At 47.4% G+C, this 25,754-nt stretch carries 26 protein-coding genes; 10 read left to right on the top strand and 16 right to left on the bottom strand.

Annotated features, from left to right (window positions below; translation table 11 throughout):
- The first annotated feature begins 148 nt into the window (after positions 1 to 148).
- Complete coding sequence (locus L9P36_RS13865) at positions 149 to 1,141, top strand: D-alanine--D-alanine ligase (protein ID WP_237468010.1); 993 nt, start codon at positions 149 to 151, stop codon at positions 1,139 to 1,141.
- Between the two features lie 121 nt (positions 1,142 to 1,262).
- On the opposite strand, the gene msrQ is transcribed toward L9P36_RS13865, so the two are convergent.
- The 4 genes from msrQ to L9P36_RS13845 form a co-directional block, all read right to left on the bottom strand.
- A complete protein-coding gene (gene msrQ, locus L9P36_RS13860; RefSeq protein ID WP_237468009.1) occupies positions 1,263 to 1,889 on the bottom strand; it encodes a protein-methionine-sulfoxide reductase heme-binding subunit MsrQ in 627 nt (208 codons plus the stop codon).
- A 12-nt stretch (positions 1,890 to 1,901) separates the two neighbouring features.
- Complete coding sequence (msrP, locus tag L9P36_RS13855) at positions 1,902 to 2,894, bottom strand: protein-methionine-sulfoxide reductase catalytic subunit MsrP (protein ID WP_237468008.1); 993 nt, start codon at positions 2,892 to 2,894, stop codon at positions 1,902 to 1,904.
- 172 nt (positions 2,895 to 3,066) lie between these two features.
- Complete coding sequence (locus L9P36_RS13850) at positions 3,067 to 3,900, bottom strand: siderophore-interacting protein (protein ID WP_237468007.1); 834 nt, start codon at positions 3,898 to 3,900, stop codon at positions 3,067 to 3,069.
- A gap of 8 nt (positions 3,901 to 3,908) precedes the next feature.
- On the bottom strand, positions 3,909 to 4,343 hold the full coding sequence (locus tag L9P36_RS13845; protein ID WP_237468006.1) for a DUF2753 family protein: 435 nt from the start codon (positions 4,341 to 4,343) through the stop codon (positions 3,909 to 3,911).
- A 451-nt stretch (positions 4,344 to 4,794) separates the two neighbouring features.
- Here L9P36_RS13845 and L9P36_RS13840 point away from each other — a divergent pair, with 451 nt between their 5' ends.
- Positions 4,795 to 6,138 carry a sodium-dependent transporter gene (locus L9P36_RS13840; RefSeq protein ID WP_237468005.1) on the top strand — a complete coding sequence of 448 codons (1,344 nt, stop codon included), beginning with the start codon at positions 4,795 to 4,797 and terminating at the stop codon, positions 6,136 to 6,138.
- Between the two features lie 130 nt (positions 6,139 to 6,268).
- Here L9P36_RS13840 and L9P36_RS13835 read toward each other — a convergent pair whose 3' ends face one another.
- The 3 genes from L9P36_RS13835 to L9P36_RS13825 form a co-directional block, all read right to left on the bottom strand.
- On the bottom strand, positions 6,269 to 6,574 hold the full coding sequence (locus L9P36_RS13835; RefSeq protein ID WP_237468004.1) for a hypothetical protein: 306 nt from the start codon (positions 6,572 to 6,574) through the stop codon (positions 6,269 to 6,271).
- Positions 6,575 to 6,847: 273 nt separating this feature from the next.
- Positions 6,848 to 7,132 carry a hypothetical protein gene (locus tag L9P36_RS13830; protein WP_237468003.1) on the bottom strand — a complete coding sequence of 95 codons (285 nt, stop codon included), beginning with the start codon at positions 7,130 to 7,132 and terminating at the stop codon, positions 6,848 to 6,850.
- A gap of 159 nt (positions 7,133 to 7,291) precedes the next feature.
- Entirely contained in the window at positions 7,292 to 8,551 is a 1,260-nt protein-coding gene (locus L9P36_RS13825) for a tetratricopeptide repeat protein (protein ID WP_237468002.1), read from the bottom strand.
- Between the two features lie 122 nt (positions 8,552 to 8,673).
- On the opposite strand from L9P36_RS13825, the gene L9P36_RS13820 reads away from it, so the two are divergent.
- Positions 8,674 to 9,168, top strand: coding sequence for a hypothetical protein (locus L9P36_RS13820; protein WP_237468001.1), 495 nt, complete (start codon positions 8,674 to 8,676; stop codon positions 9,166 to 9,168).
- A gap of 198 nt (positions 9,169 to 9,366) precedes the next feature.
- On the opposite strand, the gene L9P36_RS13815 is transcribed toward L9P36_RS13820, so the two are convergent.
- The 4 genes from L9P36_RS13815 to L9P36_RS13800 all read right to left on the bottom strand — a co-directional run bounded on the left by L9P36_RS13815 (position 9,367) and on the right by L9P36_RS13800 (position 12,104).
- Positions 9,367 to 9,981, bottom strand: coding sequence for a YdcF family protein (locus L9P36_RS13815; protein ID WP_237468000.1), 615 nt, complete (start codon positions 9,979 to 9,981; stop codon positions 9,367 to 9,369).
- Positions 9,974 to 10,420, bottom strand: coding sequence for a hypothetical protein (locus L9P36_RS13810; RefSeq protein ID WP_237467999.1), 447 nt, complete (start codon positions 10,418 to 10,420; stop codon positions 9,974 to 9,976). The genes L9P36_RS13815 and L9P36_RS13810 overlap by 8 nt, the downstream gene beginning before the upstream one ends.
- A gap of 221 nt (positions 10,421 to 10,641) precedes the next feature.
- Positions 10,642 to 11,349, bottom strand: a complete 708-nt coding sequence (locus L9P36_RS13805) for a penicillin-insensitive murein endopeptidase (protein WP_237467998.1) — start codon at positions 11,347 to 11,349, stop codon at positions 10,642 to 10,644.
- Between the two features lie 89 nt (positions 11,350 to 11,438).
- Positions 11,439 to 12,104 (bottom strand): YiaD family glycine zipper/OmpA-like lipoprotein, encoded by a 666-nt coding sequence (locus L9P36_RS13800; protein WP_237467997.1) that lies wholly within the window; start codon positions 12,102 to 12,104, stop codon positions 11,439 to 11,441.
- Positions 12,105 to 12,556: 452 nt separating this feature from the next.
- On the opposite strand from L9P36_RS13800, the gene L9P36_RS13795 reads away from it, so the two are divergent.
- Both L9P36_RS13795 and L9P36_RS13790 read left to right on the top strand, forming a co-directional pair.
- Positions 12,557 to 13,696, top strand: coding sequence for an autoinducer 2-binding periplasmic protein LuxP (locus L9P36_RS13795; RefSeq protein ID WP_237467996.1), 1,140 nt, complete (start codon positions 12,557 to 12,559; stop codon positions 13,694 to 13,696).
- Complete coding sequence (locus L9P36_RS13790) at positions 13,693 to 16,257, top strand: LuxQ periplasmic sensor domain-containing protein (RefSeq protein WP_237467995.1); 2,565 nt, start codon at positions 13,693 to 13,695, stop codon at positions 16,255 to 16,257. The genes L9P36_RS13795 and L9P36_RS13790 overlap by 4 nt, the downstream gene beginning before the upstream one ends.
- A gap of 36 nt (positions 16,258 to 16,293) precedes the next feature.
- On the opposite strand, the gene L9P36_RS13785 is transcribed toward L9P36_RS13790, so the two are convergent.
- Complete coding sequence (locus L9P36_RS13785; RefSeq protein WP_237467994.1) at positions 16,294 to 17,628, bottom strand: GGDEF domain-containing protein; 1,335 nt, start codon at positions 17,626 to 17,628, stop codon at positions 16,294 to 16,296.
- 197 nt (positions 17,629 to 17,825) lie between these two features.
- Here L9P36_RS13785 and L9P36_RS13780 point away from each other — a divergent pair, with 197 nt between their 5' ends.
- Together L9P36_RS13780 and L9P36_RS13775 are read left to right on the top strand one after the other, a co-directional pair.
- A complete protein-coding gene (locus tag L9P36_RS13780) occupies positions 17,826 to 18,407 on the top strand; it encodes a hypothetical protein (protein WP_237467993.1) in 582 nt (193 codons plus the stop codon).
- Positions 18,404 to 18,700 carry a hypothetical protein gene (locus L9P36_RS13775; protein ID WP_237467992.1) on the top strand — a complete coding sequence of 99 codons (297 nt, stop codon included), beginning with the start codon at positions 18,404 to 18,406 and terminating at the stop codon, positions 18,698 to 18,700. Before L9P36_RS13780 ends, L9P36_RS13775 begins: the two co-directional genes overlap by 4 nt.
- A 194-nt stretch (positions 18,701 to 18,894) precedes the next feature.
- On the opposite strand, the gene L9P36_RS13770 is transcribed toward L9P36_RS13775, so the two are convergent.
- Together L9P36_RS13770 and hemF are read right to left on the bottom strand one after the other, a co-directional pair.
- The gene (locus L9P36_RS13770) at positions 18,895 to 19,635 is read right to left on the bottom strand and encodes a DUF4253 domain-containing protein (RefSeq protein WP_237467991.1); all 741 of its coding nucleotides are present in this window, start codon (positions 19,633 to 19,635) and stop codon (positions 18,895 to 18,897) included.
- Positions 19,636 to 19,850: 215 nt separating this feature from the next.
- Positions 19,851 to 20,750 (bottom strand): oxygen-dependent coproporphyrinogen oxidase, encoded by a 900-nt coding sequence (gene hemF, locus L9P36_RS13765; protein ID WP_237467990.1) that lies wholly within the window; start codon positions 20,748 to 20,750, stop codon positions 19,851 to 19,853.
- A 174-nt stretch (positions 20,751 to 20,924) separates the two neighbouring features.
- Here hemF and L9P36_RS13760 point away from each other — a divergent pair, with 174 nt between their 5' ends.
- From L9P36_RS13760 to L9P36_RS13755, 3 genes are all read left to right on the top strand, one after another.
- Positions 20,925 to 21,689, top strand: a complete 765-nt coding sequence (locus tag L9P36_RS13760; protein WP_237467989.1) for a glycerophosphodiester phosphodiesterase — start codon at positions 20,925 to 20,927, stop codon at positions 21,687 to 21,689.
- Positions 21,686 to 21,808 (top strand): hypothetical protein, encoded by a 123-nt coding sequence (locus L9P36_RS16410; RefSeq protein ID WP_290368711.1) that lies wholly within the window; start codon positions 21,686 to 21,688, stop codon positions 21,806 to 21,808. Before L9P36_RS13760 ends, L9P36_RS16410 begins: the two co-directional genes overlap by 4 nt.
- Positions 21,809 to 21,981: 173 nt before the next feature.
- Entirely contained in the window at positions 21,982 to 22,284 is a 303-nt protein-coding gene (locus L9P36_RS13755; RefSeq protein ID WP_237467988.1) for a DUF406 family protein, read from the top strand.
- An 88-nt stretch (positions 22,285 to 22,372) separates the two neighbouring features.
- Here the strand turns inward: L9P36_RS13755 and L9P36_RS13750 are convergent, their stop codons facing one another.
- Together L9P36_RS13750 and L9P36_RS13745 are read right to left on the bottom strand one after the other, a co-directional pair.
- Positions 22,373 to 23,713, bottom strand: coding sequence for an anaerobic C4-dicarboxylate transporter family protein (locus L9P36_RS13750; protein ID WP_237467987.1), 1,341 nt, complete (start codon positions 23,711 to 23,713; stop codon positions 22,373 to 22,375).
- Between the two features lie 65 nt (positions 23,714 to 23,778).
- Positions 23,779 to 25,539 (bottom strand): SgrR family transcriptional regulator, encoded by a 1,761-nt coding sequence (locus L9P36_RS13745; RefSeq protein ID WP_237467986.1) that lies wholly within the window; start codon positions 25,537 to 25,539, stop codon positions 23,779 to 23,781.
- Positions 25,540 to 25,754 lie beyond the last annotated feature (215 nt).

The raw sequence follows: 25,754 nt of genomic DNA, 5'->3' as shown, positions 1-25,754 counted from the left end.
TTTAATTCAATCAAATCTTTTCTTTATTTGTCCGCCACCCCTATGCCATCCCATTATTTTTCCTCAATCTTGATGCATGCCGTGCGGCTTTCGATTAGAATTTTGCTTTCTGTCTGCCCATTGGCACAGCGATTGAAAAGGAATCAATATGGATTTAACCCAAGTCTTGCTACTTTGCGGTGGCGGCTCCTCTGAGCATGAGGTCTCCCTCGTTTCGGCACAATTTCTTAAGCAACAACTTCAAAGTATTGACGGCGTCACCGTACACTTTGTCGAAATGAAAAAAGAGGGTTGGGTTGATCAGGATGGCCAAGCATGTCGACTCGATATGGATGGCCAACTTCGCGGCCAACAAGGTGAAACCAAAATCGATTATGTGGTTCCTTGTGTACACGGTTTTCCGGGCGAAACTGGCGATCTACAGTCGTTTCTTGAATTGGTCGGCGTGCCATACCTTGGCTGCGGCGCTGAAGCCAGCTTAAACTGCTTTAATAAGATCACCACCAAACTTTGGTTTGATGCTGTGGGTATTCCAAATACGCCATACTGCTTCTTGAGTCAAAACACCCCAGAAGCCCATACCCGTGGTCAGCAAGCGCTAACGCAATGGGGTAAAGTTTTTGTCAAAGCGGCAAGCCAAGGCTCCTCTGTGGGCTGCTTCTCAGCAGATAATCCAGCCGATCTTGATCGCGTCATTGATGAAGCCTTTACCTATTCTGATCAAGTGCTGATTGAAAAAGCGCTCAAACCGCGCGAGCTTGAAGTTGCCGCCTACCAATATCGAGGTGAACTTGTGCTTACGGCGCCCGGTGAAGTCTTCTGCCCAGATGATCAGTTCTACACCTACGAAGAAAAATATAGCGCAGGCAGCCATTCCAGCACCACATTAACAGCAGACATTACAGATACGCAGACAGCTGATATTGCCAAGTACTCCAAACTTGCATTTGAACAATTGAAACTCAAAGATTTGTCTCGAATCGATTTCTTCTTAGATCAAGATGGTGAGATTTATCTAAATGAGATCAATACCTTCCCTGGTATGACGCCAATCTCTATGTTCCCGAAACTGCTAGAGCATCATGGCGAGAATATGATCGATTTTCTCGCCGATCGTATTCAGAATGCACGCAAGCATTAATCTCAACAATATCTGTGAAAAAGAGGTCCACTGGACCTCTTTTTTTATTCAAATAGTTGCCCACACCATACACATCGCTTTGCTATGACGAAGACGAAGACAACGAAGGCTTTTATCCCTGTTATTTCGACGATTTGGACACAGACGGCACGGCGCCACGCTTGTGCCACCATCGTTTCAATTTATGCCATCGCGCCATTAATAGCAGCGTGACAATCCCACCATATAGCAGCGGCTCAAACCAACCTGATTTTTGCGACCAAATAAAATGAACTAACACCAGCAGCACAATGGCATACACCCAATGATGCAGCTGCTGCCAGCGGCGACCCAATCTGCGTTGCATTGCCTGCGTCGATGTCAATGCCAACGCCAAAAGGAGCAACCATGCAAAAGCGCCCAGAACTAAATAGGGACGAGCGGTAATTTCTTGGCCAAAGAGCGTCCAATTCAACCCTAAATCAAGCAGTAGATAAATCAGTAAATGCAACACAGCCCAAGCAAAACAATATAAACCCAGCAAGCGACGCGTTCGAATCAGCCAGCCTTGTTTACACCACTTTGCCAGCGGTGAAACCAGCAGCGTTAGCAGCAGCGAGTGAAATGCAGCTTTACCGGTGAAATGACTTAAACCCTGAAGCGGATCTGCGCCCAGTGCGCCTTGCGTCATCGCTAGATAAAGCCATAACAGTGCAAACCACTGTCCTAGATGAATGGCAACTTTGAGCCAAAATACGCGATTGTCCATAACGCCTCCCAGCTAGTAATTTTTCCGTAAATCCAGCCCCTGATACAGATCCGCCACTTGCTGCGCATAACCATTGAACATCAAGGTGGCCTGCCGTTTTGCAGAAAACAGATTACCTTCACCAATAAAGCGCTCCGTACTTTGGCTCCAACGCGGATGATCGACATGGGGATTTACATTGGCATAAAAGCCATACTCATCCTTTGCCAGCTGGTTCCAAGTTGTCTCAGGCTGCTTTTCCAGCAGGTCGATCGATACAATGGACTTAATGCTTTTAAAGCCATATTTCCATGGCACCACCAGCCGCAGCGGCGCACCATTTTGCGGCGCTAACGTCTTACCGTATAAACCCACGGCAATTAAAGTGAGTGGGTGCATCGCTTCAGCAATGGTCAAGCCCTCTTGATAAGGGTAATTGATCCCGCCACCAATACGCCACGAGGCTTGTCCTCGCATCTGTTTGGGATCATACAGTGTTTGAAAACCCACATATTTCGCATTCATCGTCGGTCGCACCGATTTGAGCAAAGCCGCCAATGGAAAACCAATCCATGGAATATTCATCGCCCAGGCTTCAACACAGCGCAAGCGATAGAAACGCTCTTCTAGCGGAAATTGACGAAATAGATCTTCATAATTAAGCGTTTTGCTTTGATGGACTTCCCCTTGAATCTTCACCTGCCATGGATTAGTCACTAAATCCTGTGCGTAACGGCGCGGATCCCCCTTATCGGTGCCAAATTCATAAAAATTGTTGTAGTTAAGGATCTTCACTTCCGGCGTCAGGGCTAGATAATCCCCCTCGCCTGTGGCTTTTGCTTGCAAGGCTTGGCGCTTTGCCAAAGGCGGCGTTTTATCGCCCAAGCCCAAAAAAGCACTGGCGCCTGTACTTGCGGCGGCTGTGCTAAGAGCCAATCCTTGAAGCAGACGGCGACGCTGATAGTTCACTTCACTGGTGAGTTGGTGCTCTTTAAGCTGGTATTTCTCTTGGCGACGTATCAGCATGCACTTCTCCTTTGCGTTTCATATGAGTGTAGCTTTGTCTGCATTAGAGCCTAGGCGAAAAAAAAGGTGCCTTTGGCACCTTGCGGATAGGGAAGCGATCTCAGCATTGAGACAACTGAGATTGGTCAAATCTATTTGAATAACGCGCTTAACGACGCCCTAAGAGAAAAAGCTACGCATTATTTTCACTGTCTTGGCGCTTGATCGTCTTATGACCATCTTCAGTCACACCCAATTTCCAGTAACTACTGATATAGAGATGCTCACGCGCAACCTCACGCTCATTACGAAAATAGCGGCGAAGTGTACGCATTTGATCAAATTCACAGGCGCACCAAACACCCACAAGACCTGCGGGCCAGGGATAAGCTTGCACCTCCGCCACAAGATCGCGCTCACCTTGCACTAACCAGTGCATTGCAATGCCAGATGGCGCGCGAAGTACTTGCTGATCGCCCATATCGCGCACAGCAATAAACGCAGCGCCTTGCGCCGTGGCAGGCAATGTCTCAAGCTGTGCAGCCAATGCCGGTAACCCCGTCATATCACTTGCCAAAATAACGCTATCGCAATCAGCATGAATCGGCGCAATCAAGCCAGGTCCTGCGACAAAAATATGCTCGCCAACACTGACTTGCTGCCCCCATTGACTGGCATATCCACCCTGCTCTTTTGTCAGTGGTAGATGGACATCATGGGTGACCATATCAAGCACCAGTTGGCAGGCATTGGGATCAAAATGACGAATACTGTAGGTGCGCAGCACAACATCACGCAAAGAGTGGCAATCGTGAATATCCGTGTGCCCTTCTGGGTGAAATATCAATTTGATATAACCGCCAACACAATCATGAGGAAAGTCAGAAAAATCGTCACTTTGCAGGGTCAGGCGCAACATATTTGTCGTCCATTGCTGTTTATTGACGACGCATGCATCAAATACAGGACGTTCAAATTCAGGTGGCCGGCGCATTTGAACTGATTGAATTTGCGCGGATAAAGACATCGTTGCTCCTACTGCAATTGAAAACGTGCGATCAGTTGGCAATGATCAGCGCTATGCAGATGCTGCACCGATTGTGCCACCAACGGGTTAGGATGACGTTTTAAATAATTGACCAATGCCGCTTTGCAACAGCCTAAATTTTCCACATAGGTATCACAATCTTGATGCTGACAATGCGGAATCGACACACTGACCGCTTCTTGTGCTAATTGTAGGTAATGCAGCTCCAAATCGGGTTCATTTTGTTGTCGCCAAAATTCCGCAAGGTTGTGACAACTAATTACCTTAATCGATAACCACTCGCTATTTTCAGCTTGCGCCAAGTCAGCCATCATCGCTTGTGCCAATGCTTGCTGATAAAACGCCATGGACATCACATGGTCACCGCGATGCTGCGCCTCCTGCGCCCACAAGGTATAATTTTCCCACTGTGCGATATTCATTTTCCTTCACCTGAATCATTGCGAATCAAACAATTTTGACATCATATTGAGAATCATTCTCGATAGCAACATTCTTCTCCCTCAGTTCCTATCGACTCACAACTCAAGCTTTGTGCACCTTGATATAAAATATCCATTTACAAGAAAAAATTAGCATAGTAGTCTGAAATCTCACCCATAGGACGAGTGACGTATGTTGCATTCAATTCAAGCCACATCCATGTGCCGAAAGCTGTTCAGTTTAGAAACAGCGGCGCATTGCGCTCGTCGATTTAGCTTTACCCTAGTGTTTATCAACTAGGGTTGGCGCATGCTGGCCCGCAAGGAGGCTGGCGAACATCTCTTATTCCTTTCACCATCCTCAAGCGGCCAACATATTTCACTGCTGTATGAGGAATTCGATGTACAAACACAACAACATCAATGGGCAAGACACGCTGGAGTGTTGCCAATGAGTCATATTCGTCCAGGATTTTCATCTCGATTAGGATTTATTCTTGCTGCGGCCGGATCGGCGGTCGGTGTTGGTAATATCTGGGGTTTCCCCACCCAAGCGGCGCAAAATGGCGGCGGTGCATTTTTGCTGGTTTATCTGGTGATGGTGGTGGTATTGGCTTATCCCATGTTAATCGCGGAGCTGACCATTGGTCGTTTAAGCCAAAAAAATCCAGTCGCGTCATTACGTGCACTGGGAGAGACACGGCTCATGCAGCGCACTGGTGTCGTCATCGGCGTTGCCGGGATCACCGTGCTGTCGCTCATTCTCTCTTTTTATGCGATTTTATCTGGCTGGTTATTGTCATTTATGCTCGCGCCAATCACGCAAGCGCTAGGATGGTCACAGTTAACTCACTGGTTAGAGAATTTTTCGCTGAGTCGCAATTTGATCATGATGGCTGTCTTTATGCTGCTCACCATGCACGTAGTCTATCGCGGCGTGAGTGCAGGCATTGAGCGCTGGTCAAAACGTTTAATGCCACTTCTGTTTGTCCTCCTCATTGCCATGGCGGGTTATATCTTGACGCAGCCAGGCGCAATGCAAGGACTCAAACTTTATCTGATCCCAGATTTTTCCCAAGTGCTACAACCCTCACTGTTAGTCAGCGCCATGGGGCAGGCCTTTTTCTCGCTCTCCATTGGCGTATGCGCCTTGATGCTGTACGGCAGCTATTTGAGCCCACAAGAGAATTTGCCACGCACCGCAGCCATGGTTGCGGGCCTCGATACTTCCGTAGCCTTTTTAGCAGGCTTGCTCATTTTGCCTGCGATGTTTGTGGCCCAAGCCAATGGCGTAACCATCTACCAAGCCGATGGCAGTTTGCAGTCATCTGATACCTTAGTCTTTACTGTGCTACCCGCAATGTTCAACAGCATGGGTCAAAGCGGTGTGTTACTTGCGGTAGGCTTTTTTGCTTTAATGCTCATTGCTGCGCTGACCTCATCCATCTCAATGCTAGAAGCGCCAGTCAACACCTTAAATGAGGAGACGGGCTGCTCACGCCACAAAGCGGTCTGGCTCATTGGCTCGCTGGTATCCATGGTTTCTGCGCTGGTTATATACCATTTCGATACCTTGTTTGGCTTAGTGGTTAAAGCCACCACAGTCTATGCTCAGCCACTTTTGGCACTTTTGTTTGGGGTGATGCTGACATGGGTTCTCAGACAAAATCGACTGCTAAAAGCACTCCAGTCTGGCTCAGAGAATATTGAGCACACTTGGTTTTGGCGCATTTGGCCAAGTTACGTCAAATTTGTCTGCCCGTTACTGATTTTGTTGGTGTTCTTCTACCAATAAAGCCTTCAACGAAAGTCATCTATGAGCCATTAAAAAGAGCGCCTCTGCGCTCTTTTTAATATCAACATTCTATCCAATCGATTGATATCCAATCCTCAGAACACTACACGCCCTAAGCCACAAACCGACATTATGACGAATACAGTGATAAACGCTGATCCCACACTTTGACATCCACACCACGATATCGCGCCTGCGATATTTCTTGGCGCAGCAGAACGACCAGTGCTTCCTGCGGCGGCTGGTGCTGATACCAGTCCAACCATTGCTGAGCTTCCTCGCCCCCTTGGCTGAGTGCGTGGCGCAGTGATTTTAAAAACGCAGGGTCGTCTATTGGTGCATGCCGCCCACGTCGAAATAAAGGCACCAAAGTGAGCATCAATCCACCAATAAAACTGACTAAGAGCAAGCTGACAAATATTCCATCTGAACTCATATCGCCTCCGGTATTTATTTTTATGATCATGAATCACCTGAGTTCTATCAGTTCTACGCTTTTTTCTCTTGGTAATAAAATTGACCCCTTCGAATCGCTAAATACTTCATATCTTGGATTTCAAATCATTGGTCGATTTTCTGTTTTGACAGAGATTTATCACCGTTTTACAAAATTATTACAAAAAGACAAATCACTCGACTACCAAGCTAAATATTTACGCCCAGTATTTGCCTCATCCATGTCACTGGCGCGCATAACTTACGCGCATGATTAGCCCCAATGCGATGCATTGCGCACCAGCAGCTGTGCATGCGATGTGCTGTTATCATCAGGCGTGGGTGTGACAGCGCAATTTACATAAAAGTAGTCATAGTGCAGCGCTTGATCTGACTGCGCTTCGCCGCTGGCAAGTAAATGCACCATCATCTCTGGCGCAAGGCCATTACAAGCATTGGGGATCGCCGCATAATGCGCCTCACCGGATTCTGACTCAGCTTGATACATAGCGCAGCCTGATAGTACAACCGCTAGAAATGCCCAAAGTAGACTTCGCATCATTTTGTCCTCTGATTAAACGGCGTAACAAAGGCGCAGAACAAAATGCATATCAAAAAATGGGGAAAAAATGAGAGAAAAAAGAAGGTGCTGAAATGCACCTTGCTATCTTACAAAAATAATCAATGAAATCAATCATTCAATGCAGGACTTCATAAATTAATTGCTATTTTCATTACCCGGTATGATTGTTTCAGCCGACGGTTGCATCTCAACCGCTTCAGGAAAGTCAACAGGCGTCGTATAGCTTTGCCAACTGCTCTGCGCATAATTTACCGTCGAATCGACATTCACCGCAGGATTCGCACTGACGGGATCAACACCTGAATGGCCAACCGCAGACTGCCCCGAAGATTGCACGCTGTCTGGCAGCGGAATAGTTTGCCCATCTGCCCAAATTTGATCTAAAAAATGCTCAAAATGAAGGGTACTGCGCGCATAGGTTTTATCAAGCGCTGCGATCACCACCTGCTTGCGATAAGGACCGGTTTCTAACCGCTTGATCAACTGACGCGCCACTTTTTGAATCGCAATCAAATCATCCACATTCACTTGATTGGCAATTACATCACGCTCAGATTTGGCTGGCTCGTAATCTAATTTGGCCGCCACAAACAGCCATAAATAACCGATCGCTTTGCTGGTTGCATCTTTCGTACGATAGGACAAACCAGCACGATACATCGCCTCAAGGGAGCCTTGCTCTGCAGCACGTTCAAACCAATAGCGCGCATGATCAATCCCCTGATCATCTTGAAACCGTGACTGAATCATCTCACCCAGCCGAATTTGCGCTTCGACCTGGTTGAGCCTTGCAGTGAGATAGTTCCAATGAAGCGCTTCTTGGTAAGCACTATCTCCCGATTGATGGAAATAATACTCGCCCAGATACAGCTGGGCCTGTAGTAGCCCGTGTTCTGCGCACTCATGTAATAAGTTCAAGCCCAACTCACGATTGGGCTCCGTCCCGATACCTTCCATATATAGTTGCGCCAGTTGGTATTTGGCTTGAAAACTCCCTTCTCGGCTTTCAATCACCAACTGCCAAAATGCACCGCGCGCTTTAGCCTCCCCCATGACATGGGATTGCTGCATATAAAGACGCACCAACGCATGCTGGGCGAGATCATTGTCTTGTTTTGCTGCCATTTCATACCATTGAATGGCGATATGCGGCTGCGTCGTCTCATTCTCTTTGGCCAAATAAAGCTGGCTCGCGATATGACCGGTGCGCGCTTTAAACTCCTTTTCGGCGTACTCCGCCTGACGAGACTCTTGCAGCACGCGATGGTATTGCTCCGCTTTTTTCAGCTCAGCACTGGCGTTGGCCTTCACCCGTTGACTGGTCGACCAATAGTGCCAAAGCACCGCAATCAGACCAATGGCCATCACACTCAGCAGCAAAATAAATATATTCATGCACCTTCCATTGTTCTTTCGCTCAGCTTTTCTCTATATCGGCAGCTTTTGCAAAGGATTGAGCTTACATTCAGCAACGCATTGCGGTATGGTGAAATCTGGATATAAAAGAACGTATCATAATGCAAAATCATTCACTGCTGTCCTTAAAAAATCAATGGCTATGTGACTTTATCAGCCAGTCACCCTACCCAACTGAGCAAAGTCTCGCCGGCATGCACAGCTATCAAGCCACGCAATCCTCACTTTCAGTCCAGCAGCTCTCATCCGAGAACTGCAGCGCAGATGATCAGCTCAATTTTTACTGCGTTTCTGATAACCGGACCATGATTCAATTTGTGAAACTCTACCAGCTCAGTTGGCCGGAAGCCCTTCGCGCCAACATCATCGAGTTTTTAACACAGATGGATCTCAGCCAACCAGCAAACGATGTTCAGCTCTATTTTGTAACCAAATCAGGACAGGGATATGGCACAGCAATGGTGACAGAGAATGCGACGCAGCGTCTGCTAAGCGATATTTTTTGCGTTGATACAAAAGCCAAAGCATCGTTTATCGCACAGCTCAATCACTACCTCTCGCACGCGCATGATAAAGAGAGCTGGATAGCCCAATAGCGAACTCGCATATAGCAAACCGAAGGTATAGCGATCTTATGAAGATCACAGCCATGCTTCGTCATGCTTTGTCATTGTCATAGCCAAATCGCTTCATGTCTCATTGAGATAAATCAAATGATTAAAATCCCGAGAGGCTAGATCAACCTATCGGGATTTCAATCGTTAAAGCGCAGAAAAATAATTGGGGGATGGCTATTAATTCGCTTGAGGCACGAAAGCTGAGGTCATCGACGTCGATTGACTGGGCGCGCGCAGCCAGTAATCTGGCCAAGCAAGGCATTCACGAAGGGATGAATAGATATCACGCCACTCATAATAATCAGGATAATGACCTGAGATATCAGTAAAGCCAACTTGGCGCATCGCCAGCTTGGCACGTGAAATATGATAGCGCTGAGTAACCACCACGATTGCAGTATCTTTCGCAAGCAACTGACGAACATTGCGTGCCGTCGCCGCAGTATTCACGCCGCTGCGATCCACTAAAATCATCGCCGCAGGAACGCCCTGACGCTCTAAATATCGCGCCATCACCATGGCTTCATCTTGCAATTCAGCACCAACCCCACCGCTGACAATAATCTGTTTTACGCGACCACTTTGATAAAGCCCAAGCGCAGCATCAAGCCTAGCTTTGAGCCGATTTGAAAGCGAACCATCGGCATAAACTTGATTGCCAAAAACCACGGCATATTCTGCATTGCCTTTCAATCCTTGCCCGGCATCTCGATAGAGCATGTAACTGATGGCGCCAAGCAGTAAAAAAAGCGCGGCAAATACAGCACAGATCACCCGCAGCCATCTATTCATGGCGAATAACCTCAATACGCGCACCTTCCACCGGCATTTCAAAGCTTTCACCAAGGGCGTAGATTTGCGCCTTAATTTTGGCAATAGCGCATCGCTCAGGTGATGCATCCAACTGGGTCGGCACATGCAGCTGAACTTGCAGTCCCGTGTCCTTTGCCAGCTGCGTCAACCAGCCTTGCTGTTCACGGGTATGCGCACTAAATAACAGCAGTAAATCAATCCCTTGCTCATTGAGCTGTTGCCAAGTTGACATCAAGGCTTTTCTTAAACGAACACTCGCTTTGAGGTAGCTCGGCAGATCGTAAACATCGTAGCCATAGAGTGTGGTTAACAGGGTATTTTCATCAAATTGCATCGCCGCGGATTCACCTTGAATCTGCTGAGCAATGGCCTGTTGCTGCGTTGGGTTAATACAACTAATGCAATGAATGATTGGCATCGAACTATCCTTGCTTGGGTGCCATTAAATAATGATCGCCATAAATGTGACCTAGTTTACCTTGCGCTAGCGCTTTTCAATTTAAATTCCCTGTGAAAAAACACCATCTTTCAGTCAAGATGGCAGCAATTGCTGCAATCTTGCAACAGCGGTCATCAAGATGGGAAGCAACTAGTATGCGTTATTTCAATCCCTGCGCTGTCAGCACTCAATTTACAGTGTCAATTCAACGGCTGGCAGCGAATTTTAAAATCAACATGATAGTGCTCATCATGCCGAACCCATGAGCGGCGTTTAGAGAATTTCACATGTTTTTTCAGATAGGAACCCACCGATGTCTGCCAAAGCGGCGGCTGTAATTTAGGGTCAAAAATCACTCGGTCAATATCGACCCCAGCTTCAATTGCGGCAATGTGTAGGGCATAAAGATGAAGCGCCATTGCTTCATAATCAATTTGCCACGAATCCCATTTACCCTGTTTGTTGAGCTCAATATCATAGCCATAACGATTGAATGGATGCGTCGGTAGCCATTGGCTTTGCCCATTTTCATCGATCATCGGTGTCATAAAATCCACCGATAAACCATTTTGATGCGTTTTATGTGGGTAAAATTTGCCACCTTCACGGGCGCCCGTTTCGGCGTATTTATAGCGATATTGCGGATGTGACTGGGCCAATGCAGTAAATGCATTGACGACTATGCTTGCCACTTTGCTATGAACGTAATTGCGATCAAGCGCTTGTGCCATCAAGCTATAGCTGGTGAAGTTTTCTCCCTGAGCAGGCAAAGCCACACCATGTTGCAAGGCGCCGTTGCCTGTGCTGCCAAAGCAAACACTCTCGGGCACATGATTATTTGATTCATTGGCCAAACTGCATGAAACGCTCAGCCAGCTACAACAGGCAATCATCCATATTTTCGCCATGCTTTCCCTTTCATCTTCGCTTCAGTCGTAATCGTGAAATTAAAACAAAAAAGGCGAGCCATCGCTCGCCTTAACATATTTTAATTCAATTAGTTAGAGGTAATATCCAATTCTACACGACGGTTACATGCACGACCATTTGAGGTTTTGTTGCTGCAGACCGGCATATTTTCACCAAACCCTTGAACAATCAGGCGGCTTGGCTCAACGCCATTAACCAATAGTTGGTTAGCCACAGCTTGTGCGCGCGATTGTGATAACTGCATATTGTAGTTTGCATCACCTTGGCTATCGGTGTGACCAGAAACTACAAGACGGCTCTTTTCATAGCGATCCATCACTTTTGCAACACTACGAAGTGGGTTTTTAATCGATGGGTTCAAACTCGCAGATGCGGTTTGGAAAGTGATACTATCAGCCATAATCAGGCGAATGGTGTCGCCATTACGCTGTACTTGCACGCCTGAGTTAACCAACACTTTGCGCAGCTCAGCTTCTTGCTGATCCAGATTGTAACCAATCGCGCCACCCACAGCCGCACCACCAGCACAACCAACCAAAGCACCTTTACCGCGCTTGTCATCCTTGATCAGTGCACCAGCAATCGCACCACCGACGCAACCAACCAAAGCGCCTTGGGTTGTTGCATTGGTTTCCTCTTCGCCAGTTGCCGCATTCAGGCGGGTTGTTTGACAACCAGAAATTGCAAAGAGTGATGCCAACACCATGACGGCTGCACGTTTTTTATTCAACATATTGATCCCTTAAAGATACTTCTCGCAATAAACAGAAAAATGCCAGCACAATCAAGACGACACAAGCCTTCATTGCAAAATTGACATGAATTTTTCAATCATCTGTTCAATTTAACCACAGTCATAGAGCGCTATTGAAGCCAATTTACTTTAACCGCAGCTGTCTTACCGACCCGTCATCACAAACACGCAATAAAACATGTGCAATGACTCTATGTCATTTGCGTTTTTGCTGCACAAAAGAATGAAAAACAAGACATTGCTCACAAAAATATTGCATTTTATACCGCTGCCGATTAATTTATCGGCGCACCAAGAAATGATCGCCTGAAAAAATATACAACGATGATGATTTCGTAATGATTTGAACGGCAAGGGATGCACGCATCAATTTGCTCGACTAATCTTTTGAATGCGTGCTTTTTTTGTCTGCTGCAAAGGGAATAAGGATTATGAAAGCTATTGGGCTTGCGCTGCTCGTTTGCTGCCTATCGTTTCAGATATCAGCGAAAGAGTCTCTCAAGGATTATTGGGAACTCTCTGAATATCTTGCCTTACATCCCGAACAAGTGCCGCTGACTGAAACTTTTGCCGTGACAGTGCAAAATGACCCAGTGCCGCTCACTCAACTCCCCAAAAAGCCCATTTCTATTGCGGTGATCTATCCTGCTGAGCAAATTTCAGATTATTGGCGTCGTAACATCACCGCCTTTGAAGCGCGGCTGCAGGCGTTAAATATTCCATATACCTTAACGCCCTATTACACCAAGCCAGCCACTGAAAGTCGCGAGCAAACCCAATACCTACTGGATGCGCTACAGTCATCGCCCGACTATCTTATTTTCACCTTAGATAGCTTAAAGCACCGAAAGTTTATTGAGCGGGTGATTGGCAAAGGCAAGCCCAAGCTCATGTTGCAAAATATCACGACGCCCGTAAAAGCGTGGCAGGCGCGCCAACCATTTATGTATGTTGGATTTGACCATGCGACAGGCAGTCGCATGCTCGCTAATTTTTTCCAAAGCACAGAGCCCACACCGCTAAAATATGGCGTTTTATATTTTACCCCTGGTTATATCAGTAGCGCCCGAGGTGATACTTTTATTGATGCCATGGGCAATGATGAGCTCTATCAAATGCAGACTGCCTATTATACCAAGGCCAACCGACAATCCGCTTATACCGCGGCCTTATCTGCACTCAAAGCCTATCCTAAATTGGATCTACTCTATGCTTGCTCAACGGATATTGCGCTGGGCGCCATTGATGCGCTTAAAGAGCTGGGGCTAACCCATCAGGTCAAAGTGAATGGTTGGGGCGGCGGCTCTGCTGAACTCGATGCAATCAAAGCAGGCGAGATGGATGTCACTGTTATGCGTATGAATGACGATACAGGCGTGGCCATGGCAGAAGCGATCAAAGCCGATCTCAGTGCTCAGCCGACGCCCTTGGTTTATTCTGGCCAGTTTGCGATTGTGACCAGCCAGACGCCCGAGTCGCAAATAGAACGGCTAAAACAACGCGCCTTTCGCTATTCCGATCATCCCCAGCTGCTTGCCACCCAATCTGCTGCGCAGGTGACCAATCCATGAACCAACCACGCGAATACTCATTGGCCAAATATCTATCGGTCCTCTTTGTATTATGCGTCGGCACCGTGCTGGTCACCCTAATCTTTAGCAACTACTTTGCGAATAAAGACAACATTGCGCGCGAAACCGCGCGCAAACTCACCCAAGTCGATGTACAACTCGACAGCGAACTCACCCATCGACTCGATACGATGTCACTGGCGCAGCAATACCAGCTGCAAGACAGTTCACTCATCCAATGGCTTGAACAGGGTGAGCTCAGTCAAATTGAAAATTACTTCACACAAAGTGATGAGCAAGCGTCACTGTATACGCCGGATTTTCGTTTTATTGCCAATAGCCAAAAAATGCTCTGGCAAGATAGCAATAGCCTGTTCTTTGGCTTAGAGCCTGCCGAGTTAATGGCCATTGCAAAACAGCAATCTAACAATCAATGGCAAGCCCACCAAAGCACTAGCATGTTAGGTCATCAGCACCTTCTTGTTCGCTCGCGACCGATTATTGATGTTCAAACGGGTGAAATGGTGGCCAAGGGCTATATCGTTTTAGCCCTTGAGGATAACCTCAGCTTGGCATCCGAGCTGCAACAAAAAGTCAATGCTGAAGCCTTGGCTTTAATGGTCAATGGTCATATCGTTACCGCAACCGCAAAACCCCATTCGGCTGATCTCAATGGCTTAATGGGAAAAGCGATCCCCCATGGCCGTTTGCGCCAAGTCACCCCCATTGAATTAGCCGGGGATTACCACGACTTAGCCATTGTGACCTTGCTCGATGACACAGTCACAGCCGCTTTAACCGCGCAACTGCAACGCAACTTATTTATCGCTCTGGTGGTGTTAATTGGCTTATCTATGTTATGCGCCTATATCTTCAAACGCGCAGCAGTGACACCGCTGAGCAAACTTGTGGACTATGCCAATAACACTCGCCATTACCATCGCGCGGCAGCTTACACGCCTAGCCGAATCAGCGAATTTAACCGCCTAGGGTATGCCATTGAAGCTGCATTCTCGGAGCTTTTTGCCAAGGAGCAGTATCAAAACAGTCTGTTTGAATCAGCCATGTCGCCCATCGTCGTTTGGCGCAATCATCTTGAGCTCGAACATATCAATAAAGCGGGTCAACAAGCCCTTGGTTTTGTCGACCAACAGCAAGCCAATCCTATCTTTGAGCGTTTTGTCCTTGCCGCCCAACCTCACTTGAAAAAAGCGCTCAGTGGTCAAGCCGTTTGTGGTGTGGTGCTACATGGCATGCATGACCGCGCCTTTCTTTGGAATATCTCACCGGTGATCGTCAATGACGCCGTGGTTGCTGTCATTGCCCAAGGTTTAGATATTACGGCGCTAAAAGATGCGCAAAAACAAAGTGAGCGAGCCACACAAGCGGCTGAGCAGGCAAATCATGCTAAATCACATTTTTTAGCGACCATGAGCCACGAAATTCGCACACCACTCAACGGCATTTTAGGGATTGCCGAGCTGCTACAAGAGGAGGCTAGCCAGCAGCCACCTTCGTCCCAGCAAGCGCAGCTTAATACGCTCTATGCCAGCAGCCGCCATCTGCTCAGTTTGGTTAATGATATTCTCGATTTTTCAAAAATTGAGCAAGGCGAGTTACGCATTCAGATTGCGCCTTTCTCCTTACCCGAGCAGCTCGACAATATCTGTTCTGTTTATCAAAGCCTGTGTGCTCAAAAAGGGCTTCAATTCTTAACCCAAATTGAAGCGCTGACACAACCCATTCAAGGGGATGCGCTGCGCCTTCGCCAAATTCTGCATAACTTACTGAGCAATGCGGTGAAGTTCACGCATCAAGGCACCATTGAATTGGCGGTACGTACTCAGCGCGAACAACTTCAATTGATAGTGCAAGACTCAGGGATCGGCATCGAACCCCATTTGATTGAGCATCTTTTTGAACCATTTACTCAAGGGCAAAACCATAGTAAGCGTGAATATCAAGGTACAGGCCTTGGCCTCGCCATTGTTCAGCAGCTAGTCCAACTGATGGGCGGTAGTATCGAAGTGGAAAGTCAGCTTCGCCGCGGAAGCCGATTTATAGTCACCCTACCCTATTTACCTGTAGAAAATGGTCAAATAGAAAAAAATAGCAACGCTAATCTGCCCAATAGCACACCGCAATCGCTCAAAATCCTGCTGGTGGAAGATAATCAGGTCAACGCCATGGTAGCCCAACAGTTTTGTCAAAAAATGGGGCATCAGGTAACTTGGGTGGAAAATGGCAAACTCGCACTGCAAGCTGCTGAGCAGCAAGCCTTTGATCTCATTATTATGGATAACCATATGCCAGTGATGAATGGGATTGAAGCTTGTCAGGCCATTGGGCAATTACTTGGTGAACACACGCCAGCAATCATTGCTTGTACTGCCGATGTCTTTCAAGAAGCGCACCAAGCATTTCGTGATGCGGGCGCCAATGCGATTTTAACCAAGCCCATCACCAAAGATGAGCTGGCAAAATGCATTCAAACGGCCATGATGTGTCGCCGCCCTATTGAAACAACACAGCCACAACTGGCTCATGAAAATGGTTCATGAAAGTGATGTATAAAACCATATATGAGTGCATCATCCTTAATCCGCTTGAATTGCCTGATGCCGGCCCTGTTTTTTCGCGCGATACAACGCCTGATCGCAGCGTTGGTATAACTCCGTAGCCGTTTGCATCCCCTTAGCCGGATCGTAAAACAGATAACCAATAGAAATGGTCACCACATTTTTTGACGTACCGTTATCAGCATGCGCAATGGCCAATCCTTCCACTAAATCGAGTAGTCGATGCGCGACATCACGCACCACGTACTCATCACAACTTTGCAAGATCACCGCAAACTCTTCACCGCCAATGCGAAAACAACGATCTTGGCCTCGCACAGCATAGCGAGTGGTTTGTGCGATTTGCACCAAGGCTCTATCGCCTGCAGGATGACCATAACTGTCATTGAAATGCTTGAATTTATCGAGATCAAATAAGATTAATCCTGCGCGTCGCTGATGGTGCTGGGCGATATCATTAAGCGCTTGATCAAATTGGCCATGATTATAAAGCGAGGTCAACGAATCAATGGAGCCTAAGAATGAGAGTTCTGAAACTTGCCGTTGAACACGCAAAATCAAATTGGAAAACTGCCGTGTGATCTGTCCTATCTCATCATTTCGATTTAAGCCAGGCAGGTGCGGTGCATCAATTTTAGAAATATCATGCGACATCAAGGCAGCTAAACGTGTTAAAGGACGGGTGAGTAAATAGGAAAGCAGCAAACTTAAAATAATCAGGGTGATTGCCAACATCACCATTTGCTCAACAATCAAATGGGCAATCTCTTGATCTTCAGTTTCTAAATGACTCACATCAAAACACGCATAGATAGCCCCACCACGTAAATTATCCGTATTGATTTTCACGTAGAGCAAAGCATTAGACTGGTCATAAAAAACGCCCTGCTGAAAACGAATTTTTTGCAAAATCGGCGTCATTTGAATCCGCGATGTTTTCGCAAGTTCATATTCTTCTCGTTGCCTTGTCCGTGCGGAAATTTTCAGTTTTTTGAGGCGTTGTAAGAAATTACTGGGATAAAAAGTGCGAATGATCCGATTGTGTTCATCAATATATTGGCTTTCAAAAGGCACACCGTCATCGCTGGTGCCGCGAACGACCAACCACTTTAAGCTGCTCTGGGTTTTTAAATATTGTAATAGCAGTGGTGATTGGGTGTTTTGATACTCATTTCTTGCAATAGCAAAGGAATAAAAGGAGCGAAGACCCAGCACCAATTCAACTTTATGGCGCGTCGTAGTCTCAATATGGCGTGCCATACTTTGCTTATACTGCAAAAAAGACAGCGCCAGCACCACTGTTAACAGCAGCACCAGATGACAAATCATTAATTTCAGCTTGATGGTCAACACAGCTCACTTTCAAAGGAAAAGCATGCGATGAGTGTAATTGAGGGCGATGGATTGGGTGCGCTTTACGCCACTTTTTTGCTTGTTTCTCAATGAAGAAACAACAGATTAGTCCATAAAATCTGATATCGGGGATGGATGTTTTTGCCATATCCAGTAGACTGCCTGACGGCTTTATCACCACTTCGCTTGGAGAGCATATGCGCTTTTTTCAATTACGCCCCCGCACCTTCTGCTTAGCATTCACGCTCATCACAGGGACAGTTTTTGCCCAAGATGATGTTGGCACTGCGCTTAAACAATCACAAGCGCACTATCAACAGGGTCAATTACTTGCGGCAAGCACGGCTTTAGAACAAGCGCATTTTTTAATTTTTGAGCAAGCACTCAATGAGATCGCAGCGCGTTTACCCGCACTCGACACACCATGGCAGCGCGATCCCCACACCATCGACCACCCGCAAAAGATGTTGGGTTTAGCGCGACTTGAGCAGCGCTATTATGACCCACAAGGGCATCAAATCATGGTGCGTGTTTTACTCAATAATCCACTACAACCCTTACTCAAGGATATGCTTGAAACGCCACAACTGGTACAAGCCATGGGCGCTCAACGCTTGAGTTTTGGCAAAGCAGAAGGGATTTTATTAGATAGCCAGTGCGATGCCTGCGAACTGCAAATTATGGCCGCCCCACAGATGACTGTTGTGCTTGAAGGCAGTGCAGGTACGCGGCAACAACTGCTGTTACTGGCAAAAAAGATGGATTTTAGCCCACTATGAGTGAACACCTTTCCCAGTTTGAAGATAACCACCACAGCCAAGCCGTCGGGCGTGAAATTCAATTGCTGATCAATCTACTTGAGCCAGATCCAGCGCTGCAGCCCACATGGGTAAGTGATGAGGACTGCTTTTTCGATATTTGTACCTTGACCAGAAAAGAGATTGAAGAAAAGCTACGTATCTATTTTCGCGGCGAGCTGCCCGCCGATGTCAGCCTGCCCCTGTGGCGATTTATTGCAAAGGTACAAGAGCAATACCCTAGCTGGCCTGCGTTTTGGCCGCTTTACCACTGAGCCATGGCTAAATTAATTTAGCGAGGCATCAAAACACCATTCAACGGGTTATCTTTAACACTAATTAGTTATCTTTAAAAAGAAAAAGGCGCTCATGCGCCTTTTCTTTTTTGCAATCGATTGAGTTGTCATCCTGTCCCGCGAATTTGCGCTTCACCATGAATGAATACTTCATGAAAATTCAAAGCATCACCCTAAAGCAAGTCATCTGCACGCGACATATCCCACCAAAAATACCATACAGGGCTATTGAGAAGGCTGGCTGCTAGATTTTCTAAGGTGCCTACGCCTTGATGCACAATATCGGGACAGTAGATAAATTGCTCATGGGCCAAGATCATCGCTTGCTGCGGCGTTTTCGGCGGGTTCGCGACAGACACCTCGATGATATCCCCCGTCATCGCCGCTACCTGCGCGCCATACTGCGCTTGCCAATGACAAAATAGCGCCATATGCACTTCCGGCGCAGGACATCGCGCCCAACCACCGTAATTCAAAAATCCGCAAGCCTGCCATGCTTGTTTCAGTGGCAATTGTCCAATCACCACTTGGTACTTGGGGTTGCCCGCCAAAATATCTTGATGAATGGAGAAATCGAGTTTATCGAAATTATGGTTGGGCCATGAGCCACGTGGCGCACGATAATAATCACGGTCTGTGGCGGCTTGCTGATCAAACCACATGGTTAAATTCAGCGCCTGCGCTAAGGCTTTGGTTTGCACAAAATCATGTGCGCGACTGTAGCTATTTTCAAGTAGCAACTGCATATCTCGGGTATTGCCCAAAATTAGTGGCACACGATTTCTTTTTTTGCGCAATTCAAAGTAACGGGTGATCGCACCACGCCCTGGGACCACCTCATAATCGAAAGGCAGGTGATCCCCTGCTTTTTGCAGACGCGGATGAGCAGTTTGAGATGTTAGCGTGAGTTCCATAGAGCCACCCAAAGATTGGCAATGGCGCACAGCAATTCATAAGATGAATCATTGTTCGCCCAATAATTTGGTCGCTTTATATCAACTCAACCCATCCCTTCTGTAAATTCTAAGTCAAATCCTACTGTTACAGTGCGAAACTGTGAACACGAACTCAGCAATGGTTTGCTTATGCATCACAAATTTTGCAGCGAAAAACACTGAATAAAGTGCACTCACCAATCCACAGGCTGACGAATTGCGGCAATCAGCGCACGCTGCGCCTCATCTTTGGGAGGCAGATCTTGGTAGTGCCAATGGGCAACTGGCGGCATGGACATCAAAATCGATGCTGTACGCCCCCCAGATTGAATGCCAAAAATCGTGCCGCGATCGAAAAGCAGATTAAATTCAACATAACGACTGCGACGAAATGCCTGAAAATCAAGATGCGACTGATCATAGGGCATCATTTTTCGCTTTTCGATCAGCGGTAAATAGGCCTGATGAATAGCCTCACCCACGGCTTGGACAAATGCAAAGCATTGCGCCATGGGCCAGCGATTAAAATCATCAAAAAACAGCCCCCCCACCCCGCGATGCTCTTGTCGATGCGGCAGATAAAAATAGCGGTCGCAGTTGGCTTTAAGCTCTTGATAAAGCGTCGGTGAAAATGGACGGCACGCAGCTTCGCAAGCACGATGAAACGCCGTGACATCAGCCTCAATAAGCTGATATGGGGTTAAATCTAAGCCGCCGCCAAACCACCAATGCTGCTCACCCGTTTGTGGGTCTGTCGCGATAAAAAAGCGCACATTGGCATGAAAGGTCGGCACAAACGGATTGACCGGATGGATCACCATGGAAACACCCATGGCTTGATAAGGCAACCCCGCAAGTTGCGGCCTTTTTTGACTGGCTGCCGCAGGCAAGGCCGCCGCCTCAACGAAAGAAAAATTAACCCCAGCAGAGGCAAAATGTTCGCCACCTTGGAGCACACAGCTGATACCTTGGCCCAAATCACTTTGCCATCGGTCCTGGATAAACGCATGGTTGGGCTCGTGCTGCGCTAGTGCATCCACAATACTTTGTTGAAGTTGCAGAAAATAATCTTGAATCTCTTGTGTTTGCATCATCTATTTACAAGGCTGATTGGATTTATGTTCAACCTTAGGTGTCCTCGCATCTGCTTTCAAGACGCTTCTCCCTATCAGTGCAATCTGCCATCAATTTTGCGCCTTTTTCTTGGCAGCGCGGCGCTCCGCTCCTATAGTGTGCGCATCCATTACTGTGAACACCAAGGATGCGCAATGCGCTGGGATCTTTCATCGCCCCTTATTTTTGGCCACCGCGGCGCAGCGGCTAATGCGCCAGAAAATACCGCAATCAGTATCAAAACAGCAGCGTTGCAAGGCGCAACATGGATTGAGGTGGATTTACAACCAGCAGCAGATGGTACCTTAATGGTTTGTCATGACTATCAGCTCGCCCGTTATATTGGCCAGCGTTTATGGCTACGCCAACAATCTGTTCAAGCACTTAAACAATTGGATATGGGCCACTGGTTCGCACCGCGCTTTCAAGGTGAGCCCATGCTTACCCTGTCTGAACTGCTACAACTGGTCGAACAGCTCAACCTCAGTGTCAATATTGAGCTTAAAGTGCGCCAGCGCAATCCCACCCATATCGTCGACACCCTTATGACTGCACTTCAAGCCAGCCAGCTCAGTGCCAATCAAGTACTGATTTCTAGTTTTGATAATCGCACAATGCGCGCGCTGAAAAGCTACCTTGCGCAGCAACCACTGGGCTATGGTTTGGGAGTTTTGGCAAATGCGCTATCGCTCAGCAAACGCGCATTGATTGATGAAATCTCACCAGATTCTTGCCACTTATGGGCGAAATTGATTGATCAAAAAAACGTGGATTGGCTCAAAGCGCGACAAATTCCGGTGTTTTGCTATACGGTCAATGACACTGCGCAAGCAGCACAACTGTGGGAAATGGGTGTCCAAGGATTTTTTACTGACTCACCGCAGCGCCTGCTGAACTGGCAAAAAAGGATCGACAATTGAGTGGTATTGACGAAAAACAGGCAAAAAAAGACCGCCACTGGGCATGGCGGTTTGATAAACATCAAAGGGTTTTTCTCGAAAGAGAAATGGACAGCTACCAATCTATCGAATGGAGCTGAACAGAAGTTGAACCTTCATTCGATGTAATCTTTTTGATATATGCACCTTGATGCCGTCCGGAAGTTTTAAACCTCAAGTCGCAAATTCAGTGCAAAAAAATGTCCACCTGCTGGCCTAGCCAAGGCCCATAAAGGGCATTACAATGACCCCACTCAACGAATGGAGTGACGTTATGTCTGAAGCAATTAAAGAGAACCAAGAAGTTTGTGAAGCCTGTGGCTGCGCAGCAGAGATGGGCTTTATCATCAAATCAGGTGATGAAGTCGCAACAGTGCAAGTCTTTGGTCAAGGTGCTGATACCCTAAACGCTGAATTTGAGCGTTATGTTGATTTAGCAAAGAACATCAATGCTAACATTCAGTTTGAAACCTCACCGGTTGATGAAAATTCAACTGAGCTGACCGGTCGCATCCAGTTTGAATGTAGCGCGGAAAAAATCATTTTTGAACTAAAAAGCCGCTCGCTTGCTCGCTAATTGATTGTTCTAAAAAATAAAAAAGGCTCCTTTGGGAGCCTTTTTTATTTTCTGCATCAGCCGCATCAAGCAGGCAGTGAAGTCTTCACTACACCCCAGCGCCTAGGCCCAAAAAGTGCGCAATGGCAAAGCCATACACCAAGCTAAAGCCCATGCTCATTAAGCCTGGTAGCATAAAGCTGTGGTTAAACACATAGCGGCCAATTTTGGTGGTACCCGTCTGGTCAAAGTCGATAGACGCAATGATTGGACCGTAGTTTGGAATAAAGAAGTAACCATTCACAGCGACAAAACAAGCCACGATCACCGCAGGTGGCAAACCAAGGGCCAAGCCAAGCGGCACCAATACCACAGTCGTTGCACCTTGGCTATTGAGCATCACAGACAAGCCAAAGAGCGCAAAAGCAAAGGTCCAAGGCGCGACAGTTACAAGCTCTGATACCGCTTCTTTCAACATCACCTCATGACCAGCAATAAAGCTATTGCCCAGCCATGCGATACCGAAGATCGCAATCACAGCGCGCATACCCGCATGAAACACTGAGCCTTGAGTCACCGCATTGCCATCAGGCTTACAGATCATCATAATCAGGGCGGCCACAGTCAGCATCACCATCTCAATGGTGTGCGCCATATTCATCGCGACAATTTTGTCCCCGATTTCAAATTGAGGGCGCAGCTCAGGCAAGCCGCCCATCACCACCACAGCAATGGCACCGAGCATAAAAATCCAAACTGAGAATTTCGCCAAAGCGCTCACGTTCTGATCCTCAGATTGGCTCTCTTGCGTCAGCGCATCGCGATATTCAGGATCTTGAAGACGGCGCTGATACTCTGGATCATCGGCCAAATCTTTACCCATGCGATTAACAAACAAGCACGCGGTGGCAAGACCAAGGAAGGTCGCAGGCAAAGTTACGGAAAGAATATCCACCAATGAGATATCATAAGGTGACAAAAAGCCAACCATAGCAACCACAGCGGCAGCAATTGGGCTCGCCACAATACCAAATTGAGAGGCGATCACCGCCATGGACATAGGGCGCTCAGGACGGATACCGTTACGACGGCTCACTTCGGCAATCACAGGCAATACAGAGTAAGCCACATGCCCAGTACCCGCCATAATGGTAAAGCAGTAAGTCACCAAGGGCGCAATAAAGGTAATATAACGTGGATTTTTGCGCAGAATAGATGACGCGATTTGAATCAGATAATCCAAACCACCCGCCGCTTGCATCGCAGCTGCTGCCGATACAACAGCCATGATCATCAGCATCACATCAATCGGTGGGCTACTTGGCTCAATGCCAAAGCCAAAGCTTAGTACCACCATCCCGACGCCACCCATGACGCCAAGACCAATCCCCCCGATTCGCGCGCCAATGAGGATAGATCCCAAGACCACGAATAACTCAACAAAAAACATAGCAAGCCTCTAATGTTGGTTTACAGCATGCACGGCAATCGCCATGCGAAATTCAATTTTTATATTTATTCTTGCCACTGCCCTTGGCTTATCTGTTGCCAAGGCGTTTGTGAACTGGTGTAGCGCACCAGTTCAATCAAATGATGTTGCTGCTGCCAATGCAGCCACTGCGCTTGATACCATGCATGCCAATGCGCGGCATCGAGATAATCAGGTAACGCTTCAACTTGCTCCGTCACGCCAGCCTGCATCGCCAGCAGCTTACTCAGATCAGCATAGTCGCTCAGTGTGGGCTCACCTTGAAAGTTGAACCACAAATAATCCAAGCGATAACGGCTGGAGCCTTTAATTAAAATGGGCCAATCTGCCCAAGTTAACCACACCCAAGTGATCGCTTGGTCGCAATGCTCTGCGAGCAAAGCTTGCAAAGTTTTCGCCATGGCACAGTGGCGAAATAATCCCACTCGAATGGGACGCGACAGTGCTTGATTGACATTGGCCAATGGATGCATTTGCGACGGCCACTGCCAGCTGCCCTGTGCCAGCAACCAAGGTTGCGACTGCGACCATTCATTGATCATCAATGGTGCCATTTGAAAATAGCTGGGCAGGCGATGGTGCTGGCCAAGACGCGAAAGCGGCATAAGATAACTGCGCCACTGGCTGGTTGCAAATGACAAACCACCAGCGACTGGTACAGTTGATGGGCTTAAAGTCAGCGGCAGCGTTTCAAGCCATTGACAATGCAGTGTTTCTTTATTTTGGGGGATAGTTTTAGAACAAGAGACAGCGATTTGATTGCGCGCATTTTGAGCACCACGCCCATAACTAGGACCAACACTAGACCCAGCACAATACCCGCTAGAAACAGGCGTCATCAGCGCGGCTCCCTTATCATTACGGCTTGTCGCCACCTGCGGCGTGTTTGGCGCATCCGGTATATAAGGCGTGTAACAGGCCATGGATACGCGGCGTCGAAGACAAAGGCCTTTCTCATCTTGTACAAGCTGATAAATCCCCAGTCCATAACGACTGGTGCGCAAAACAAAATCAGTGAGTGATGCAATAGGGCGATCTGCGGATGCATCGGATTGGCCTTGAATCACCAGTGGCCAATCGCATTGACGAAGACGCTCGCTCACATCTGTGGTCTGCACATGCATCATCAGTACAATGCCCTGTGGATGCGCTTTCACATCAATGACCCCGGTCAATAGCGGATGCTGGCAAAGCAGTATAAATGCATCAAGAACCGCTTGAACAGAAACGCCATCAAGCAAGGTCCATACATCCGCCTGATAGGTCAGCAACCATTGCTGCGGCGCGATGGCTTGGCAATCGGCAAACCATGCCCAACCATGCTCTGCCAGCAATGGACGAAATAGCAACCTGCTAAGCCATTTTAAGCTCGGAGAATAGTGCCAAAGTGCCTCATCAAACTCTTTTTCATGCAAAAGCTCCCCCACCGGCATCGGCAATGCGTTGGGGCCAAAATGACGATAGAGCAGCTGAGAGATTTGATGCCAATCATGTTCAACCAACTCAAAAGCTTGATCCCAGCGCTGCTGAGCAATTGCCGCTTCCACTTTTTCTAAATCAAAGCGGGGATCCTGGGTATAAAAATTTAATTGCGATTGCTTGCCACGACCAGGCTCTGGATGCCATGACAGCCAGCCACGCTGCTCCATTTTTTGTAGCACCATGCGGCAATTTCGGCGCGTACAGCTTAATAGCTCTGAAAGATGCTCCAACGTCGTTTCCACTTGTTGGGCTTGAAAGTGCTGTGTCAGCAGGCTGAACTGCTGGGAAAGGCGATCGCGGCTCATAAAAGAGGAAAAATACTGGCCAATTGAAGGTGTGATTTCCTCATTTTATGAGATTCACCGATAGCTGTCGCCAGCTTTATTCACGCTGCGATTGACTTTTGTGAGCCGCGGCGCTGATTTGAACAAGGGCGTTCTTCACTTAAAGCGAACAGCTGTCGCCGTGATAAAAAAGAAAACATTGTCTAAGTCAGCCAATGATTTGAGGCAAAACACAG

The organism is Vibrio stylophorae (assembly GCF_921293875.1).
Classification (GTDB): domain Bacteria; phylum Pseudomonadota; class Gammaproteobacteria; order Enterobacterales; family Vibrionaceae; genus Vibrio_A; species Vibrio_A stylophorae.
Note: the sequence above shows the minus strand (reverse complement) of the source record. Positions and strands in the feature narration are given on the sequence as shown.

What these genes read in the sequence shown, in the direction of transcription:
- L9P36_RS13750 (WP_237467987.1), bottom strand. Translation starts at nt 23,713, where the DNA reads ATGTTTTTTGTTGAGTTATTCGTGGTCTTGGGATCTATCCTCATTGGC.
- L9P36_RS13805 (WP_237467998.1), bottom strand. Translation starts at nt 11,349, where the DNA reads ATGGCGAAAATATGGATGATTGCCTGTTGTAGCTGGCTGAGCGTTTCA.
- L9P36_RS13780 (WP_237467993.1), top strand. Translation starts at nt 17,826, where the DNA reads ATGCGCTTTTTTCAATTACGCCCCCGCACCTTCTGCTTAGCATTCACG.
- L9P36_RS13850 (WP_237468007.1), bottom strand. Translation starts at nt 3,900, where the DNA reads ATGTCTTTATCCGCGCAAATTCAATCAGTTCAAATGCGCCGGCCACCT.
- L9P36_RS13775 (WP_237467992.1), top strand. Translation starts at nt 18,404, where the DNA reads ATGAGTGAACACCTTTCCCAGTTTGAAGATAACCACCACAGCCAAGCC.
- msrQ (WP_237468009.1), bottom strand. Translation starts at nt 1,889, where the DNA reads ATGGACAATCGCGTATTTTGGCTCAAAGTTGCCATTCATCTAGGACAG.
- L9P36_RS13810 (WP_237467999.1), bottom strand. Translation starts at nt 10,420, where the DNA reads ATGCCAATCATTCATTGCATTAGTTGTATTAACCCAACGCAGCAACAG.
- L9P36_RS13845 (WP_237468006.1), bottom strand. Translation starts at nt 4,343, where the DNA reads ATGAATATCGCACAGTGGGAAAATTATACCTTGTGGGCGCAGGAGGCG.
- L9P36_RS13800 (WP_237467997.1), bottom strand. Translation starts at nt 12,104, where the DNA reads ATGTTGAATAAAAAACGTGCAGCCGTCATGGTGTTGGCATCACTCTTT.
- msrP (WP_237468008.1), bottom strand. Translation starts at nt 2,894, where the DNA reads ATGCTGATACGTCGCCAAGAGAAATACCAGCTTAAAGAGCACCAACTC.
- L9P36_RS13830 (WP_237468003.1), bottom strand. Translation starts at nt 7,132, where the DNA reads ATGCGAAGTCTACTTTGGGCATTTCTAGCGGTTGTACTATCAGGCTGC.
- L9P36_RS13840 (WP_237468005.1), top strand. Translation starts at nt 4,795, where the DNA reads ATGAGTCATATTCGTCCAGGATTTTCATCTCGATTAGGATTTATTCTT.
- L9P36_RS13865 (WP_237468010.1), top strand. Translation starts at nt 149, where the DNA reads ATGGATTTAACCCAAGTCTTGCTACTTTGCGGTGGCGGCTCCTCTGAG.
- L9P36_RS13815 (WP_237468000.1), bottom strand. Translation starts at nt 9,981, where the DNA reads ATGAATAGATGGCTGCGGGTGATCTGTGCTGTATTTGCCGCGCTTTTT.
- L9P36_RS13835 (WP_237468004.1), bottom strand. Translation starts at nt 6,574, where the DNA reads ATGAGTTCAGATGGAATATTTGTCAGCTTGCTCTTAGTCAGTTTTATT.
- hemF (WP_237467990.1), bottom strand. Translation starts at nt 20,750, where the DNA reads ATGATGCAAACACAAGAGATTCAAGATTATTTTCTGCAACTTCAACAA.
- L9P36_RS13770 (WP_237467991.1), bottom strand. Translation starts at nt 19,635, where the DNA reads ATGGAACTCACGCTAACATCTCAAACTGCTCATCCGCGTCTGCAAAAA.
- L9P36_RS13745 (WP_237467986.1), bottom strand. Translation starts at nt 25,539, where the DNA reads ATGAGCCGCGATCGCCTTTCCCAGCAGTTCAGCCTGCTGACACAGCAC.
- L9P36_RS13790 (WP_237467995.1), top strand. Translation starts at nt 13,693, where the DNA reads ATGAACCAACCACGCGAATACTCATTGGCCAAATATCTATCGGTCCTC.
- L9P36_RS13755 (WP_237467988.1), top strand. Translation starts at nt 21,982, where the DNA reads ATGTCTGAAGCAATTAAAGAGAACCAAGAAGTTTGTGAAGCCTGTGGC.
- L9P36_RS13820 (WP_237468001.1), top strand. Translation starts at nt 8,674, where the DNA reads ATGCAAAATCATTCACTGCTGTCCTTAAAAAATCAATGGCTATGTGAC.
- L9P36_RS13795 (WP_237467996.1), top strand. Translation starts at nt 12,557, where the DNA reads ATGAAAGCTATTGGGCTTGCGCTGCTCGTTTGCTGCCTATCGTTTCAG.
- L9P36_RS13760 (WP_237467989.1), top strand. Translation starts at nt 20,925, where the DNA reads ATGCGCTGGGATCTTTCATCGCCCCTTATTTTTGGCCACCGCGGCGCA.
- L9P36_RS13825 (WP_237468002.1), bottom strand. Translation starts at nt 8,551, where the DNA reads ATGAATATATTTATTTTGCTGCTGAGTGTGATGGCCATTGGTCTGATT.